At 41.4% G+C, this 14119-nt stretch carries 19 protein-coding genes; 9 read left to right on the top strand and 10 right to left on the bottom strand.

Annotated elements, in window-relative coordinates; translation table 11 throughout:
• Nucleotides 1-113: 113 nt before the first annotated feature.
• Genes ACQCV8_RS09040 through ACQCV8_RS09065 form a run of 6 tightly spaced genes read left to right on the top strand, consistent with a single transcriptional unit; the run spans nt 114 to nt 3926 of the window.
• A complete protein-coding gene (locus ACQCV8_RS09040) occupies nt 114-596 on the top strand; it encodes a DsrE/DsrF/DrsH-like family protein (protein ID WP_426844281.1) in 483 nt (160 codons plus the stop codon).
• Between the two features lie 20 nt (nt 597-616).
• Nucleotides 617-1189 carry a sulfurtransferase TusA family protein gene (locus ACQCV8_RS09045; protein WP_426844282.1) on the top strand — a complete coding sequence of 191 codons (573 nt, stop codon included), beginning with the start codon at nt 617-619 and terminating at the stop codon, nt 1187-1189.
• Nucleotides 1190-1229: 40 nt separating this feature from the next.
• On the top strand, nt 1230-2357 hold the full coding sequence (locus tag ACQCV8_RS09050) for an MBL fold metallo-hydrolase (RefSeq protein WP_426844283.1): 1128 nt from the start codon (nt 1230-1232) through the stop codon (nt 2355-2357).
• A 31-nt stretch (nt 2358-2388) separates the two neighbouring features.
• Complete coding sequence (locus ACQCV8_RS09055) at nt 2389-2616, top strand: sulfurtransferase TusA family protein (RefSeq protein ID WP_426844284.1); 228 nt, start codon at nt 2389-2391, stop codon at nt 2614-2616.
• A 51-nt stretch (nt 2617-2667) separates the two neighbouring features.
• A complete protein-coding gene (locus ACQCV8_RS09060; RefSeq protein ID WP_426844285.1) occupies nt 2668-3450 on the top strand; it encodes a sulfite exporter TauE/SafE family protein in 783 nt (260 codons plus the stop codon).
• A gap of 50 nt (nt 3451-3500) precedes the next feature.
• Nucleotides 3501-3926, top strand: a complete 426-nt coding sequence (locus ACQCV8_RS09065; protein ID WP_426844588.1) for an OsmC family protein — start codon at nt 3501-3503, stop codon at nt 3924-3926.
• 47 nt (nt 3927-3973) lie between these two features.
• Here ACQCV8_RS09065 and ACQCV8_RS09070 read toward each other — a convergent pair whose 3' ends face one another.
• The gene (locus tag ACQCV8_RS09070) at nt 3974-4591 is read right to left on the bottom strand and encodes an acetate uptake transporter (protein ID WP_426844286.1); all 618 of its coding nucleotides are present in this window, start codon (nt 4589-4591) and stop codon (nt 3974-3976) included.
• A gap of 661 nt (nt 4592-5252) precedes the next feature.
• Between ACQCV8_RS09070 and ACQCV8_RS09075 the strand changes: the two genes are divergently transcribed.
• The 3 genes from ACQCV8_RS09075 to ACQCV8_RS09085 all read left to right on the top strand — a co-directional run bounded on the left by ACQCV8_RS09075 (nt 5253) and on the right by ACQCV8_RS09085 (nt 6931).
• Nucleotides 5253-5843 (top strand): YqaA family protein, encoded by a 591-nt coding sequence (locus ACQCV8_RS09075; RefSeq protein ID WP_426844287.1) that lies wholly within the window; start codon nt 5253-5255, stop codon nt 5841-5843.
• 27 nt (nt 5844-5870) lie between these two features.
• The gene (locus ACQCV8_RS09080; RefSeq protein WP_426844288.1) at nt 5871-6248 is read left to right on the top strand and encodes a VOC family protein; all 378 of its coding nucleotides are present in this window, start codon (nt 5871-5873) and stop codon (nt 6246-6248) included.
• Between the two features lie 302 nt (nt 6249-6550).
• Entirely contained in the window at nt 6551-6931 is a 381-nt protein-coding gene (locus ACQCV8_RS09085) for a VOC family protein (protein WP_426844289.1), read from the top strand.
• 597 nt (nt 6932-7528) lie between these two features.
• Here ACQCV8_RS09085 and ACQCV8_RS09090 read toward each other — a convergent pair.
• From ACQCV8_RS09090 to ACQCV8_RS09130, 9 genes are all read right to left on the bottom strand, one after another.
• Nucleotides 7529-7657 (bottom strand): hypothetical protein, encoded by a 129-nt coding sequence (locus ACQCV8_RS09090; RefSeq protein WP_426844291.1) that lies wholly within the window; start codon nt 7655-7657, stop codon nt 7529-7531.
• Nucleotides 7658-7926: 269 nt separating this feature from the next.
• A complete protein-coding gene (locus tag ACQCV8_RS09095; protein ID WP_426844292.1) occupies nt 7927-8535 on the bottom strand; it encodes a hypothetical protein in 609 nt (202 codons plus the stop codon).
• A 55-nt stretch (nt 8536-8590) separates the two neighbouring features.
• Complete coding sequence (locus ACQCV8_RS09100) at nt 8591-9106, bottom strand: hypothetical protein (protein WP_426844293.1); 516 nt, start codon at nt 9104-9106, stop codon at nt 8591-8593.
• 292 nt (nt 9107-9398) lie between these two features.
• A complete protein-coding gene (locus ACQCV8_RS09105; protein WP_426844294.1) occupies nt 9399-9749 on the bottom strand; it encodes a restriction endonuclease in 351 nt (116 codons plus the stop codon).
• Between the two features lie 456 nt (nt 9750-10205).
• Nucleotides 10206-10373, bottom strand: a complete 168-nt coding sequence (locus ACQCV8_RS09110) for a hypothetical protein (protein WP_426844295.1) — start codon at nt 10371-10373, stop codon at nt 10206-10208.
• A gap of 48 nt (nt 10374-10421) precedes the next feature.
• A complete protein-coding gene (locus tag ACQCV8_RS09115; protein ID WP_426844296.1) occupies nt 10422-10736 on the bottom strand; it encodes a hypothetical protein in 315 nt (104 codons plus the stop codon).
• Nucleotides 10737-11145: 409 nt separating this feature from the next.
• Entirely contained in the window at nt 11146-11937 is a 792-nt protein-coding gene (locus tag ACQCV8_RS09120) for an ABC transporter permease (protein ID WP_426844297.1), read from the bottom strand.
• Entirely contained in the window at nt 11927-12559 is a 633-nt protein-coding gene (locus ACQCV8_RS09125; protein WP_426844298.1) for an ABC transporter ATP-binding protein, read from the bottom strand. The genes ACQCV8_RS09120 and ACQCV8_RS09125 overlap by 11 nt, the downstream gene beginning before the upstream one ends.
• 115 nt (nt 12560-12674) lie before the next feature.
• Complete coding sequence (locus tag ACQCV8_RS09130) at nt 12675-14093, bottom strand: alanine/glycine:cation symporter family protein (protein ID WP_426844300.1); 1419 nt, start codon at nt 14091-14093, stop codon at nt 12675-12677.
• Between the last annotated feature and the right edge of the window lie 26 nt (nt 14094-14119).

The following is a 14119-nucleotide window of genomic DNA, read 5'->3' on the forward strand; positions in this document are numbered from 1 at the left end:
GTAATTTACCTGAGTTTTTTTGACACTTTATATACCCCTACGGGTAAAATCTGAGAAACAAATTTTTTTGTTAATAATTATACCCCTCAGGGTAATTAATTGGAGGAATATACATGTCAGAACAGAAGAAAACAACCAACATTATTTTATTCAGCGGTGATTACGATAAAGCAATCGCTGCATACATCATCGCGAACGGAGCTGCAGCATACGATCACGAGGTAACAATCTTTCATACATTCTGGGGATTGAACGCGCTTCGAAAAGATGAACCGCTGACTGTGAAGAAAGGATTCATTGAAAAGATGTTTGGGAAAATGATGCCGCGCGGTGCGGATAGAATGGGACTTTCTAAAATGAATTTTGCAGGTATGGGGCCTAAAATGATCAAGAACGTCATGAAAAAGCACAATGTGATGAGCTTGCCGCAGCTAATCGATATGGCACAGGAGCAAGATATTAAGCTAGTTGCATGCACGATGACCATGGATCTTCTCGGACTGCAGCAAAAAGAGCTGCTCGATAAGATTGAATATGGTGGTGTTGCAGCGTATTTAGCTGATGCAGAGAACGGCAATGTAAACTTGTTCATCTAAACCAACGAGGAGGAATGAAAATGAACCAAATTAAATCTGATGTAACATTAGACGCTAAAGGATTAGCTTGCCCAATGCCGATTGTTAAAACGAAAAAGGCGATTAACGGGCTTGAGCCAGGTCAGGTAATCGAGGTTCAGGCAACGGATAAAGGATCAAAGGCTGACTTAAAGGCATGGGCTGAGAGTACTGGGCATCAATACATCGGTACGATTGAAGAGGGAGAAGTCCTAAAACATTATCTGAGAAAGTCTTCAAGTGAGGAAGCTGCAGAAAAGTCGTTTCCTAATGTCTTGAATAATAAGGAGTTAGAAAAAATCATTAAAGAGGATTCAAATACTGTTGTCCTTGATGTACGAGAGGAAGCAGAATACGCATTCAGCCATATACCTGGAGCTGTATCCATCCCGCTTGGCGAGTTAAAGACCCGCCTTGGAGAACTGGACAAATCCGCTGCTATCCATGTTGTCTGCCGGACTGGGAGCAGAAGCGATCTGGCCGCTCAGCAGCTGCAATCGGAAGGATTTGAGAAAGTAACCAATGTAGTTCCGGGCATGAGCAGCTGGACTGGTGAAACAACAAGCGTCAAATAAATTTTTTTAATTAACTTTATACTATAGGGGGTATAAAACGATGTCTTACCAACCAATGACAGCGAATGAAGTGACTCAAAAAATCATTAATAAAGAACCACTTTTTATTCTGGATGTACGCAATCAAAGCGATGTTGAAGATTGGAAAATAGAAGGCTTGGAATTTCAGCATAGAAACGTACCATACTTTGATCTCCTTGATGGTGTGGAGGAAATTCTTCCGGACATTCCTGAAGACCGCCAAGTACTGGTCGTCTGTGCTAAGGAAGGTTCGTCCGTAATGGTGGCGGAAATGCTTTCCGAAGCAGGCAGGGACGTATATTACCTTGCAGGAGGCATGAAAGGCTGGAGCGAGCATCTTGAGCCCGTTAAAGCAGGAGATTTAAAAGACGGAGGAGAGCTATACCAGTTTGTCCGAATTGGAAAAGGGTGCCTTTCCTATATGGTCATCTCCGGCGGTGAGGCAGCCGTTATCGATGCTACTAGGATGACAGACGTGTTTACTGAATTTGCTGAACAAAAAGGCGCCGTGATCAAACATGTACTCGATACCCATTTGCATGCGGATCACATTTCCGGCGGAAGAACAATCGCTGAACAAACCGGGGCTTCCTATTGGCTGCCTCCTAAGGATGCTGAAGAAGTAACGTTTTCCTACGAACCACTCGAAGATGGAACAGAACTGAAAATAGGGGGAACGTCCATTGATATTCAAGCTCTGTATTCCCCCGGACACACAATCGGCTCCACTTCATTCATAGTGGATGAGAGCTACCTGCTATCCGGTGACATCCTGTTTGTTGACTCAATTGGAAGACCGGACCTTGCAGGGCTTGCAGAGGATTGGGTTGGCGATTTGCGTGAATCCCTTTACACCCGCTATAGAGAGCTTTCAGAGGACTTGTTTGTTCTTCCCGCCCATTTTATGATGGTGAGCGAAATGAACAGCAATGGATCAGTGGGTAAAAAGCTCGGAACATTGATTGCAGAGAACCATGGAATGAACATTGCCGACGAAAGTGAATTTAGAGAGTTAGTAACAGGCAATCTGCCTCCGCAGCCAAATGCTTATCAGGAAATCCGTGAAACAAATATGGGGAAAATCAGCCCGGATTCAGAAAAACAGCGTGAGATGGAAATCGGTCCAAACCGATGCGCTGTCAGATAAATTAAAACTTATTTTAAAGGAGACTGGAAAAATGAATGTACAAAAAGTATTAGACGCTAAAGGACTTGCCTGCCCGATGCCTATCGTAAAAACAAAGAAAGCTATGAATGAATTGCAGACAGGTGAAATCCTGGAAATGCATGCGACAGATAAGGGAGCTAAAGCGGACATTGCCGCATGGTCAAAATCAGGAGGACATGAATTGCTGCAAACAGAAGAAGAGGGCGGCGTCCTTAAGTTCTGGATTAAAAAAGGATAATGATAATAGGGAACCGGTAGTGGTTCCCTTTTTTAAAAGGAGGTAGCTTAAATGGATATAGGATTTATCCTTGTTATATTTTTAATCGGTTTTGTCGGCTCATACATTTCCGGCATGCTTGGAATTGGCGGCTCGATCATCAAGTATCCTATGCTGCTGTATATTCCTCCACTATTCGGTCTCGCTGCATTCAGCGCGCATGAAGTATCCGGAATAAGTGCCATACAGGTATTCTTTGCAACAATTGGCGGTGTATGGGCCTATCGGAAAGGAAATTATTTAAACAAGGGGCTCATCCTTTATATGGGAGTCAGCATTTTAGCCGGGAGCTTCATTGGAGGCTTTGGTTCCAGGGCAATGTCAGAGGAAGGGATCAACATTATTTACGGGTTGCTTGCTTTGACGGCAGCGGTTATGATGTTTATCCCGAAAAAAGGAATCGATGACATTCCGCTAGACCAAGTGACGTTTAATAAATGGATTGCCATGATTTTATCCTTTATTGTAGGAATTGGGAGCGGGATTGTCGGGGCGGCAGGAGCGTTTCTGCTCGTTCCGATTATGCTTGTTGTCCTAAAAATCCCGACACGAATGACCATTGCTTCTTCCCTGGCGATTACCTTTATTTCATCAATCGGAGCGACGGCAGGAAAGATATCTACAGGACAGATTGATTATTACCCTGCTGCCATCATGGTTATTGCAAGCTTAATAGCCGCTCCGCTAGGCGCTGTGGCTGGAAAGAAAATGAATACAAAGTATTTGCAGATTATCCTTGCGCTTCTCATCTCAGCAACTGCGGTAAAAATTTGGCTTGATATTTTTAATTTTTAACGGACAGAGCTATAATACGTGTAAACACGTAAAGGGAGGCTATACGAATGATGAAGTCCACCGTAACCTGGGCAGGAAATCTGGCTTTTGACGGATTGTCCCCGTCCGGTCATGAAATCAAAATGGATGCAGGACAGGAAGCCGGGGGCGTCAACAGCGGTCCACGGCCGACAGAATTGCTGCTGCATGCTGTTGCTGGATGCACAGGGATTGATATCGTTCTGATTTTAAAGAAAATGCGCTTGGAACCACAGGATTTCCGAATGGAAATAGAAGGGGAAAGAGCAGAGGACCATCCGAAGCGGTTTACCCGTCTTCATATCAACTATGTGCTGGAAGGCGAGCTCCCTGATGAAAAAGTCGCGAAAGCCATTAAGCTTTCAAAGGATAAATATTGTTCAGTCTCCCATTCCCTCAATGCCGATCTCAGCGTGAGCTACTCCATTAACGGTAAAGAAGGACAGCAGGAAATATAAAAAAAAGCAAAAAAATCCTTGTCTGCGCAGACAAGGATTTTTTTCAACTACTTTTTAAATACACCAAAAGGTTTTCCGACCGGCAGAAACTCGCGTCCAAAGTGGACATTCAGCACAGCTGCAGCTGATCCGTAAAAGGAGAGAAGCGCAATCAGCATTTCTGAAACAGCAGCCAGCATGTGGGTCGCTTCGTGCATAATGCCGAATGAACTTAATGAAAGACCAATAAATAAGAAATCAATAAGGACGAAAATAGCAAAAAGCACTTTATGGGTCTCCATCGCACCAATCGTCATAAAGAGACTAAAGATTAAATACCCTGTGAAAGCAATGCCGAGCTGCCTTGAATCTGCGTCTGCTGCGAGCTGTTCACCGAAAACGCCAAGCTGGATCAGCCATGAAGCGCCAACTCCCAGCCAAAATAGACCGAAGGCGCCAAATGCTGTGGAGCCAAAGGTATTATTATGCTTTGCATCCTGTATACTCGCAAACAATTGCGCAAAGCCGCCAAGGAAGATTGCCCAGGGAAGAATGAAGGCAAGACCTTCTGTTAAGCCAAGTTTTTGGGAAGATGCGACAAATGTAACCATCGCCAAACCAAAAAGGCCGATTGCCGAAGGATCGGCTGTCGTAATTTTCACATGCTGTACGTTCTGATTATTCAAGATGTACCTCCTGGTTTTTAAAATACATACTTGAACAAAATACAGGAAGAAAGCCGGGGTGTCAATGGAAGAGGCAGACAAAATCACGCAGTTTTACAAAGAGCTGAGGCATATATGAAAGATATGAATACCGGATGAAAGGGGGAAGGAAGGACAAAAATAAAATCGCTGCTCCAAATCTGGAAGAAACGGTTAGCCGTGTTGATTTCAGCAAGGGGGGGCCGTGTAAAATTACTGAATGAAAATGAAACAGGAAATGTCTATGAAGAAAGGGATCCGTCTAATCAAGTGACAGTTTTCTTCAAAGGCTCCATGCTGAAGGTGAAGGACAGACGGCTCTCTTGCTAAAGACCAGTATCCTGAAGGATATGATGACGTAAACCTTTTGTCTCAAGAAGATTGAAATGGAGATAAAAAACCGCTCAGAATAAAACGTTCAGCCCGGATGAAACTCTCATCCGTTTTTTTTGCTTTCTCCTACTGGCATTCGGGTGCAAATTGGAATCTTTCCCATACTCAGGGTATCAAAAATATGGACATCCCTTTATAATTAGATTAAATCGAAAAATGGCGGTTTAAATCATATTTTGATGATTTGAAATGGCAAGGGCCGATCAGCAAAAGGCTTTTAAGAATTCAGTACAGGGAAGGATATATTATTTTGGACAAAATACTTCAATTAGTCGAGACTTGGGGAATATTCGGGTTAATTGCAGTCTCGTTCACAGAGGCTTCTATATTCATTATTCCTCCTGATGTTCTTTTACTGCCCATGTCAACGAACAGCCCGCATCTGGCTCTATGGTTTGGAGCAGTTACGATTTTCAGTTCCATTCTAGGTGCGCTATTCGGTTACTGGCTCGGGAAAAAGATCGGTCCTCCGATATTAAAGAGAATGGCTTCTGATAAAATGATCGCAAGGGCAGAAGAGCTCTATAAAAAATACGGCATCATGGCTTTAGTTGTAGTAGGGATAACGCCGATCCCATTCAAGGTTTTTGCCATTCTTGGCGGCATTTTGCAAGTTCCTTTAAAATTGTTTTTAATAGGCACCATTATTGGGAGAATCATCCGGTTTCTTCCGCTTGCTGCGGCGATATTTTTTCTTGGAGACCAAGTAAAGCCCTATATAAATGAAATCACCTCCACCGGTACCGGGTTCTTTTCCATCCTGACGATCGGATTTATTATTGCCGCTGTCATTGCTGCCAGGCAAAGGTACAAAAGCAGAAAAAGAAGTTTAGATGGATAATAAGAAAAGAAGGCGAGTGGATTCATCATGAAAATAAAATTGGATATGGTTGGAATTGTGGTAAAAGACATGAAGAAAGCACTGAATTTTTACCGGATTCTTGGACTGGAAATACCAGAGCAGGCAAACCAGGAGTCACATGTGGAGGTTTCTCAAAATGGCTTCCGGCTCGCCTTCGACACTCAGGAGATGATAAGAGACATATACGGCAGCTGGGAAAAGCCAGCCGGCCATCGAATCGAACTTGCTTTTTTATGTACCAGCCGGCAAGGTGTAGATGAAACGTTCAGCCGCTTAATGGAACGAGGCTACAGTGGACATAAGGAGCCTTGGGATGCGTTCTGGGGACAGCGCTATGCTGTAGTCGAGGATCCGGACGGAAATCTTATCAGTATATTTGCATGATCGGTTATCTTGCATCGCATTACAACAGCAGCCCAATTCTGGACTGCTGTTTTTTTGTATTTAACGCAGTTTGAAAGCTAGTGTAAACAGACATGGCAGCGGTCAAGCAAGGCACGTAAAGCTGCTGCAAAAAGTTTTATGGTGTTGATGTTACCACCTGTTGATTGGAGCGGAAAGCGACCGCCTGCCAGCTGCAGTCAACAGCACAGTTTAATAGAGCGAATCGTTTAAAAAAAGAGGAGCTCAGCGTTTTATAGAGAATTCTTAAGTGTTCAGAATTTTAATAAAGGAGCTGAAAACTCATGATCACGAAACTTGCTGAAGTAATGCTGTATGTTGAAGACCAGGATAAGGCAGTTGAATTTTGGACAGAAGCGGTCGGGTTTCATGTCAAGGCTGAAGAAAGCCATGACAATGGAATGCGATGGATCCAGCTTGCAGCAGAACCCAATGCTCAAACAAGCATCATTCTTCAAAACAAAAAGTGGGTTGCTGAAATGTCCCCCGAGCTTAATTTAGGCACACCGTCCCTAATGTTTTTTACTGATAATCTGGAAGAACTTCACCGTACACTTATTAGTAAAGGAATCAAAACTGGCGAAATAATGGACATGGGCGGGATTAAAGTATTCAACTTTGCAGATTTTGAAGATAATTATTTCGCGGTGATGGAAGGGAACTGACCAAGGTGCATTGAAATTGCAGCATGACAGATGGAATTGAGATAGATTATCTGCTCACAGTCAGGCTCTCATTCGCAATTAGCGAAAATAGAAGTAAATAGCGGCTATCCTTGTTTTAAGCACCAGCAAGGATAGCTTTTATTAGAACATACAAAGTATTCATGAATAAAGGCATTGGATTGGCTATGTGAAAAGAATATTGAGTTTTTTCCGGCAGGCACGGAGGGACTCTAAACCATGGGTGCAGAATAGGAATGACCGTTTACTCTTTTTATTAGTTAACATAATATATATTCTAGTCAGTTATAGGGTGAAAAGAAATCCTGTCTCATTTGCCCAAGTATACTAGGTTTGTGAGACAGGAGAGATTTTTTGACACCTAAAAGTTTAAATCATCAAAAGATACTATTCCTTTACGCATGTGCGAAAAAAATCTTACAGTGCTATATAGGATATAAACTATATACAAAAAAGAAAATGTAGATAATGCTTTCATTGGGACTCTGACCCAAGAATTATCTGCCTCACTACAATCATGTGATTCGTGTTGATACTGAGTGCATAAATCTGCAAAATACTCATTAAAGGATTCTTCTTCTACGTATTCAGATAGGATTCATATAAATCTTCTTTAACAGCTTCCAAATAGAAAAAATCAAGCTCACTCTGTATCGACATAAAAATAAAAGCTAAAACAATTAGAATAATATGGTATCTTATCTTCATATATTCACACCCTAGATATCTTTTGAGCCAACACATACTGTTATTTAAGAAGTCGACTTAAATGGTGGTAAATGGTACACATTCTTCAATGTATATTAGCGTCCATTTCCTCAATTGTATCGGGGTAAATGGTGGCGATTACTTGATCCGCTTTGATCACCTCGTAGCAATGCAAATCATGATCAAATTCCCTCTCATACACTTGGTATGTATCCCTAATTCAAAGTTTCATCTTGCTATATCCCCCTTTTTAATTTATTAGAAACACTTCAAGTTAGCTTTTGCTGAAGCTTTTGAATGCGGTTCTCAAAAGATGTTTTTTCATTCACATTTTTCAATAAGGCTACTTTGGATATTCTTATTGCTTTGTTAATCTCACCTTTTCGTTCATAGGCCAAAGCCAACTCTTTAAATGCAGGATAAGAAGGAATAATCTCTTTTTCTTTGTAATAAGACTTTATGAATGAATCATAAATGGAACAGTCTTTATTGAGAATATCAATAAATCTGTCGTTATGGCGATGATTCATTTTTATCATCAGCTTATATTGCCTAGCAGCCGCGAGGTATGCATAGTGGATTCTTATAGGATCATTGGATTTCTCCGTTTCTCTTAAGGCTAGATCAATGATGTGCTTTTTCTTTTCTAAATCAGAAATGCCTTCAGCTGCCACTGAAAGAAAAGTTTCTAAGTGCATAGATGTATCATCGATTTTAACCTGATCAACGGAGTCTCCGGGATTGCCGGCGGAACTCATAACCTTTGAAAATCGTTCTCGCACTTCTCTCCTGTCCGTATCGTTGAGGTAATTAAACCATAAATCTTCAAGCTGGAAGTAGGCAATGTAGCCTTTTGCTTTTTTCTTGAAACCAAACATGATAGTCCTCCTTAATAGGGAGCTGGATTATAAATATATCCTTTGTTATGGCGATCTATTTAGGGGTGAAGGTTACGTTATCAAGTCCATTTATCTCAATCTCATCTCCGCCTTGAAGATCAACAGTAAGATTGTTCATTGAGTTTTTTCCCAATGCCTTCATCTCTTTTGAATTTCCTAAATAATCGCTAATAAATAGCAATCCATGATTATCGTCGGTTGTAATAACATATCTTCCTGGAAAAATATCCTCGCCAACAAAATAATTACCCGTTGTGAAATTTACTACCTTTTGCTTTTCTTTGGCTGCAGCTTCTTTGATTTGAGCTTCCTCTTCACGTTTTTGAACATCTTGCTCTGTTTGAAGCTCAGCTGAAATCTTTTCGTTTTGCTCAGTAAGAGAATTGACCTCTTCCTCTAAAGTGTTTACATGCTCTTCCATTGTGCTATAGTCCGCTTGGAGCTCACCTAATCGATTAGCATTCTGCGTGCTGCTACGGTATTGAATCACTAGCAAAGTTGATAAACCAACAATTATTAAGACGACTAGGTAAATAAATGGTCTTTTCACGTTTTTCTCCTTTTAGTAAAATTCATTTATTTATAAAAAATGTTTTTGGAAAAGCATAGCGAGTTATTTGAAATGTCTCCCTGAGAATTTGCCAATCAATCTATTTTTTATACGCTGCTTGATACGGCCTTTTCTCACGGCGTCTATATCTCCTAAAATTTTAGCTGCTTTGTAAAGGAATGATCTGATTTTAGTGATGTTCATGACTTCCCTCTCTTGTTCAAATATTCGGCGTTACGGAAATTGTCGAATGAAAAACGATTGCAAAACAACAATCTATACGGAAAGAGAATTATGCCCTCTGGGCATCCTTCATCATAATCATCCAATGAATGAGCTCATCCCTATCAATCAAGACAACATCGTTGGCATTGACAAGGTTTATGGCCGGTGCTGTGAAATAGTTATTGGTGATAACCCAGCACTCGTCAGCATGGTATATATTCTTCGCAGATACGATTTCCTGTACTGCTTTCAAGCCAACTTTGTTCTTGTACCTTTTTGCTTGCACAATGATGGTCTTTCCGTTTGCTGAGAGAATGAGGTCAGCGCCATAATCACCAGAAGTCTTTGTTAATCTGACGTTATATCCTCTCCATTGAAGCAAGCGCTTTAGATAGTCTTCAAATAATCTTCCGTCCATCTGATCGACGTCAAAGATACCGGAATTTCTAAGTTGTTTTCATATGATCTCTCTCTAATAATGATGTGTACTAAATCTATGAGACCAGCCGCGAAGAGGACGGAGAATGACCCATAAAGCTCCAAATTTCTCAACTCTTTCCATTATTTTATAGTTATCATACCATTAAAAGAGCACAGGTTATGTACTCTTTTAGTAAATTATTTTGTTGCTTGTTCGCTTGATTTATCTTGCTCATCCTGTTTTTTCTATAAAACAAACTCTATCAATAAAGTAAGCAGTACGAGACTGACGCACAAGACCCAGATTGGCTGTATTGGTGAAATAAGAAGTAATGTAAGGGTTGTAGTAGATTTTATCGAGGCAGCTGCAATCGAGATCATGATCTGCTTGCACAAACTCTCCTTCAACGAATGCATGTACCCTTTTTCTTTGCTTATCAATAACTTTTCGTCGTCATTTTTGAGAAACTTTAAAAGTGCAATTTTTAAGGAAAACAGAATGGGCATAAGCTACAACCAGATGGCTTTTCTTGTCACGAATGGAATAGCCACCTTTGTGCTGGTTGTAATAAACTTGTACCTTTTGACCTTGAGATAGCGTTCTGCCTTCAAGCAATATCATTCTTCATCCCTCTTTTTGGACAAACAAAAAAAGCGGGATGGCCCGCTTTTATTCTTGGATATTAGATTTTATATTTTGATTTTGTTTACTGAACACTGCCATGAGACCTGCATTCATAAGGAATAGAAAGGCAAGAGTAAAGAATAGTCCATTTGCAAAAAACCTATAAATTGAAATAACAATTAATAAAGCTCCGGAAATTTTTCTCCATTTCCAAGAAGTAAAGGCTAAAATAAATGCAAAGGTTGATGCCCAGAAAACTCCGGCTCCGCTGGTGCTCATTTCGGATTCAGAGAATACTCCTCCAGCGAATAACACGCTGCGTTCATAGATCTTAACATGTATTATCTGCACTAGAGACATACAAAAGATCGTTCATTTTAAGTTAACAATTCCTATCTCGTTTTGGACCAGGTCTACGTATTGTTTATAGCAAGGAACTTCTTAAAAACTTAATATTGCACTAAAAAATGTGGACAGGCTTGTTTTCTGCTTTGTGCAAAATTAAAACTTTTATTCATTTCCATGAGCAGATCTTCATAGATGTAAGGTTGGTCTATTAAAAATTCATACCCAAGCTACTTTTTTAATCTGATAATTTGAACTCAATTAAAAAGGAACCTTTCCACTTTTGATATCCCTGTATCTAAATTTATTGAGGCCTTCCAAATGTAAACCCATACATAAGGAACGAAATTTCATTATAATTAATATTCTTTTAAGTCCATAATATGTTGTTTAACCCTCCGAACCATAGTCCGGGGGTTATTAGCTATTCCTGATCAATAACAAGCTGTGCCCATTTATTGAAAAAAAGCTTCGTACCGAGACGAATAAATAACAGCACACATAAAGCTGTACTCCCCGTAATGCTCAGCAAAACGACAATCTGATACTCAATGGCTACTAAGGGGCTTGCGCCTGCGAGAATCTGACCTGTCATCATGCCTGGAAGAAAGACAATTCCCATCCCGAGCATATTGTTTAATGTAGGCAATATTGCAGAATCGAAGGCGGAATTTACAATAGTCCTGGAGGCTTCTTCAGGCTTTGCTCCAAGCATCAGTGCCCCTTCTACAACGAGTTTCTGTTTCTTCATTCCCTCGGTCATGTTTTTCACGCCAAGCGTTAATCCTGTCATCGAATTGCCAATAATCATTCCGGCAATCGGAATAAAATACCGCGGTTCATACCATGGTTCAAAATGAACGACGATAAAGTTGAAGAAAAGCAGACTGGCGATCGATCCAGCCAGCATGGAGACAGCAATCGAGAGTTTCAGCTTGCTGGATAGCTTCTCTCCCACCTGCCGAAAGATGTTCATCACCGCAAACGTCTCCATGATTAAGACTATGAGAATGGAGATAAAAGGGTTTGGCCGTTCAAATATGTATGTTAACAGATAACCGACTAAAACGAGCTGAACGGTCATTCTTGCAGTGGCAAAGAGTATCTTCCACTCCCGCCTAATCCCCCTTCGCTTTACAATGAAAAGGAGCAGGACGATAAATGCATAGGCAGCAATCAGCCTCCATAAGTCAATGTTGATCATGTTATCCTTCATCGTGTGTACCCTTCTTTTGTTTTCTTAACGTTATGACCTGATCGCTGTATCGTTCAGCTATATCATTAGAATGTGTGACCATAATGACCGTTTTGCCTTTAACCATCTCTATAAACCGGTTAATGATTTCATCTTCAGTTCCGTCATCGAGTGCGGATGTCGGTTCATCCAGCAAAAAGCATTCCGGCTCCATTAAATAAACTCTTGCCAGAGCAAGTCTTTGCTTTTCACCGCCAGACAATTCCTCTGCAGACTGATCCAGCTCCTTATCAAGCTTCACGAAGGCCAGTGCCTCTTTCAGTGTATCCTCATCTGTCGGGTCTTTTTCGGAAAACTTTCTGCCAATTTCAAGGTTGTCTTTAATGGATCCCTCAAAAATGACAGGCTGCTGGCCGAGCATAACCACTTCCCTTCTGTGGGTGATGGGGCTGCGCGCTGTCAGTTCCTGACCTTCATAAGTAATGGAGCCACTATCAGGGGAAAGAAGGAGATTCAGCATTTTCAGCAGCGTGGATTTACCTGCTCCGCTCTCACCAATAATGCTGGTGACCTTTCCTTTTTCAATTGCCATTTGTTCAATACGCAGTATATCTTTAAATATGAGATTCGTAATTTTAAACATGCGAAAACCTGCTTTCTAAAGGTAAAACCAATTTATTCTAAAGCATTTTTCCACGATTCCGGCTTTTATAAACAGAAATGCGCTGTCTCATAAAAGAAACAGCGCATTTTTTGCATTATTTTTTTGGAGATGCGGTTTCATCCCACGATTCAATATTTTTCAAGCCCGGTACCGATTGCTTTGTAAAAACAGGGTCCAGTCCTTCTTTCCTTTGCTTGTTATAATCAGCCAATACTTTCATGGCGATTCCTGAAAGCAGAGCAATGGCCACGAGGTTGACGATCGCCATCGTTCCCATGAAAACATCCGCCAGATCCCATACGAGCTGAAAACCGGAGACAGAGCCGAATACAACCATGATCAGAACAGCAAAGCGGTACACATAAAGCCATACTTTGCCGCGGTTAAGGAATTCAATGTTCGTTTCCCCATAATAATAATTCCCGATAATAGAGCTGTAAGCAAATAGGAAGATACATACAGCAAGGAAAACCTGAGCCCAGCTCCCAATGTGTTCACTAAGAGCTGCCTGAGTGAGCTGGATGCCTTCTAATTCAGCATTTGGTGTCAAATCATACAGCAAAATCAAGAATGCTGTTGCGCTGCATACTAGGATCGTATCAAAAAACACCCCGAGTGACTGGATAAAACCCTGTTTTGCAGGATGGGAAACATGAGCCGTAGCAGCCGCGTTCGGTGCACTCCCCATTCCCGCCTCATTGGAAAACAGTCCCCGCTTGATCCCGTTCATTAAAGCAGCCCCGACAGCTCCTCCGGCAGCTGCCTGAAGACCGAACGCAGAGGCTACAATTGAACTGAAAATGGCAGGAATTTGCGTAATGTTCATAATGACAACAAACAAGGCTACTAAAATATACAAGCCGGCCATGACAGGTACAATCAGCTGTGTTGCTGCGACAATCCGCTTTAGTCCGCCGAATATAACGAGGGCGGTAATGATTACCAAAATACCGGCCATTAAGAACTTGTTAAAAGCAAAAGCTTCTTCAAAAGCGAGCGCGATGGTGTTAGCCTGAACCGCATTGAAGATCAACCCGAAGCATAGCGTGATTAGAATGGCAAATAGGATTCCCATCCAGCGCTGTCCGAGTGCTTTTTCCATATAATAGGCCGGGCCGCCGCGGAATTGATCGCCGTCCTTTACTTTATAAACTTGAGCAAGTGTACTTTCTACAAAAGCGGTCGCCATTCCGATCAGGGCAATCACCCACATCCAAAAAACCGCACCGGGACCTCCCGCTGCAATGGCGATGGCTACACCTGCAATATTACCTGTTCCGACTCGGGAAGCGGCACTGATAAAAAATGCCTGAAGAGAAGAAACCCCTTTTCCCCCTTCACCGGAAAGCATATTTTTATCTCCGAGCAAACGGATCATTTCTCCAAAAAAACGAACCTGAATAAACCTTGAACGAATAGTAAAAAACAAACCTAACCCGATAAGCATGTAGATTAGGAGATTTCCCCAAAGCAGATCATAATATCCATAAAATAACGTATTAATAAACTCCATAGTAACCCTCCAAAATGTAATCCCCA

Source organism: Metabacillus sp. 84 (genome assembly GCF_050107715.1).
Classification (GTDB): domain Bacteria; phylum Bacillota; class Bacilli; order Bacillales; family Bacillaceae; genus Metabacillus_B.

Excerpts from the sequence above, each read along its gene's own strand:
- ACQCV8_RS09130 (WP_426844300.1), bottom strand. The coding sequence starts at position 14,093 with ATGGAGTTTATTAATACGTTATTTTATGGATATTATGATCTGCTTTGG.
- ACQCV8_RS09090 (WP_426844291.1), bottom strand. The coding sequence starts at position 7,657 with ATGAAGATAAGATACCATATTATTCTAATTGTTTTAGCTTTTATTTTT.
- ACQCV8_RS09040 (WP_426844281.1), top strand. The coding sequence starts at position 114 with ATGTCAGAACAGAAGAAAACAACCAACATTATTTTATTCAGCGGTGAT.
- ACQCV8_RS09110 (WP_426844295.1), bottom strand. The coding sequence starts at position 10,373 with ATGATATTGCTTGAAGGCAGAACGCTATCTCAAGGTCAAAAGGTACAA.
- ACQCV8_RS09055 (WP_426844284.1), top strand. The coding sequence starts at position 2,389 with ATGAATGTACAAAAAGTATTAGACGCTAAAGGACTTGCCTGCCCGATG.
- ACQCV8_RS09065 (WP_426844588.1), top strand. The coding sequence starts at position 3,501 with ATGAAGTCCACCGTAACCTGGGCAGGAAATCTGGCTTTTGACGGATTG.
- ACQCV8_RS09085 (WP_426844289.1), top strand. The coding sequence starts at position 6,551 with ATGATCACGAAACTTGCTGAAGTAATGCTGTATGTTGAAGACCAGGAT.
- ACQCV8_RS09060 (WP_426844285.1), top strand. The coding sequence starts at position 2,668 with ATGGATATAGGATTTATCCTTGTTATATTTTTAATCGGTTTTGTCGGC.
- ACQCV8_RS09115 (WP_426844296.1), bottom strand. The coding sequence starts at position 10,736 with ATGTCTCTAGTGCAGATAATACATGTTAAGATCTATGAACGCAGCGTG.
- ACQCV8_RS09080 (WP_426844288.1), top strand. The coding sequence starts at position 5,871 with ATGAAAATAAAATTGGATATGGTTGGAATTGTGGTAAAAGACATGAAG.
- ACQCV8_RS09105 (WP_426844294.1), bottom strand. The coding sequence starts at position 9,749 with ATGGACGGAAGATTATTTGAAGACTATCTAAAGCGCTTGCTTCAATGG.
- ACQCV8_RS09050 (WP_426844283.1), top strand. The coding sequence starts at position 1,230 with ATGTCTTACCAACCAATGACAGCGAATGAAGTGACTCAAAAAATCATT.
- ACQCV8_RS09045 (WP_426844282.1), top strand. The coding sequence starts at position 617 with ATGAACCAAATTAAATCTGATGTAACATTAGACGCTAAAGGATTAGCT.
- ACQCV8_RS09120 (WP_426844297.1), bottom strand. The coding sequence starts at position 11,937 with ATGAAGGATAACATGATCAACATTGACTTATGGAGGCTGATTGCTGCC.
- ACQCV8_RS09125 (WP_426844298.1), bottom strand. The coding sequence starts at position 12,559 with ATGTTTAAAATTACGAATCTCATATTTAAAGATATACTGCGTATTGAA.
- ACQCV8_RS09095 (WP_426844292.1), bottom strand. The coding sequence starts at position 8,535 with ATGTTTGGTTTCAAGAAAAAAGCAAAAGGCTACATTGCCTACTTCCAG.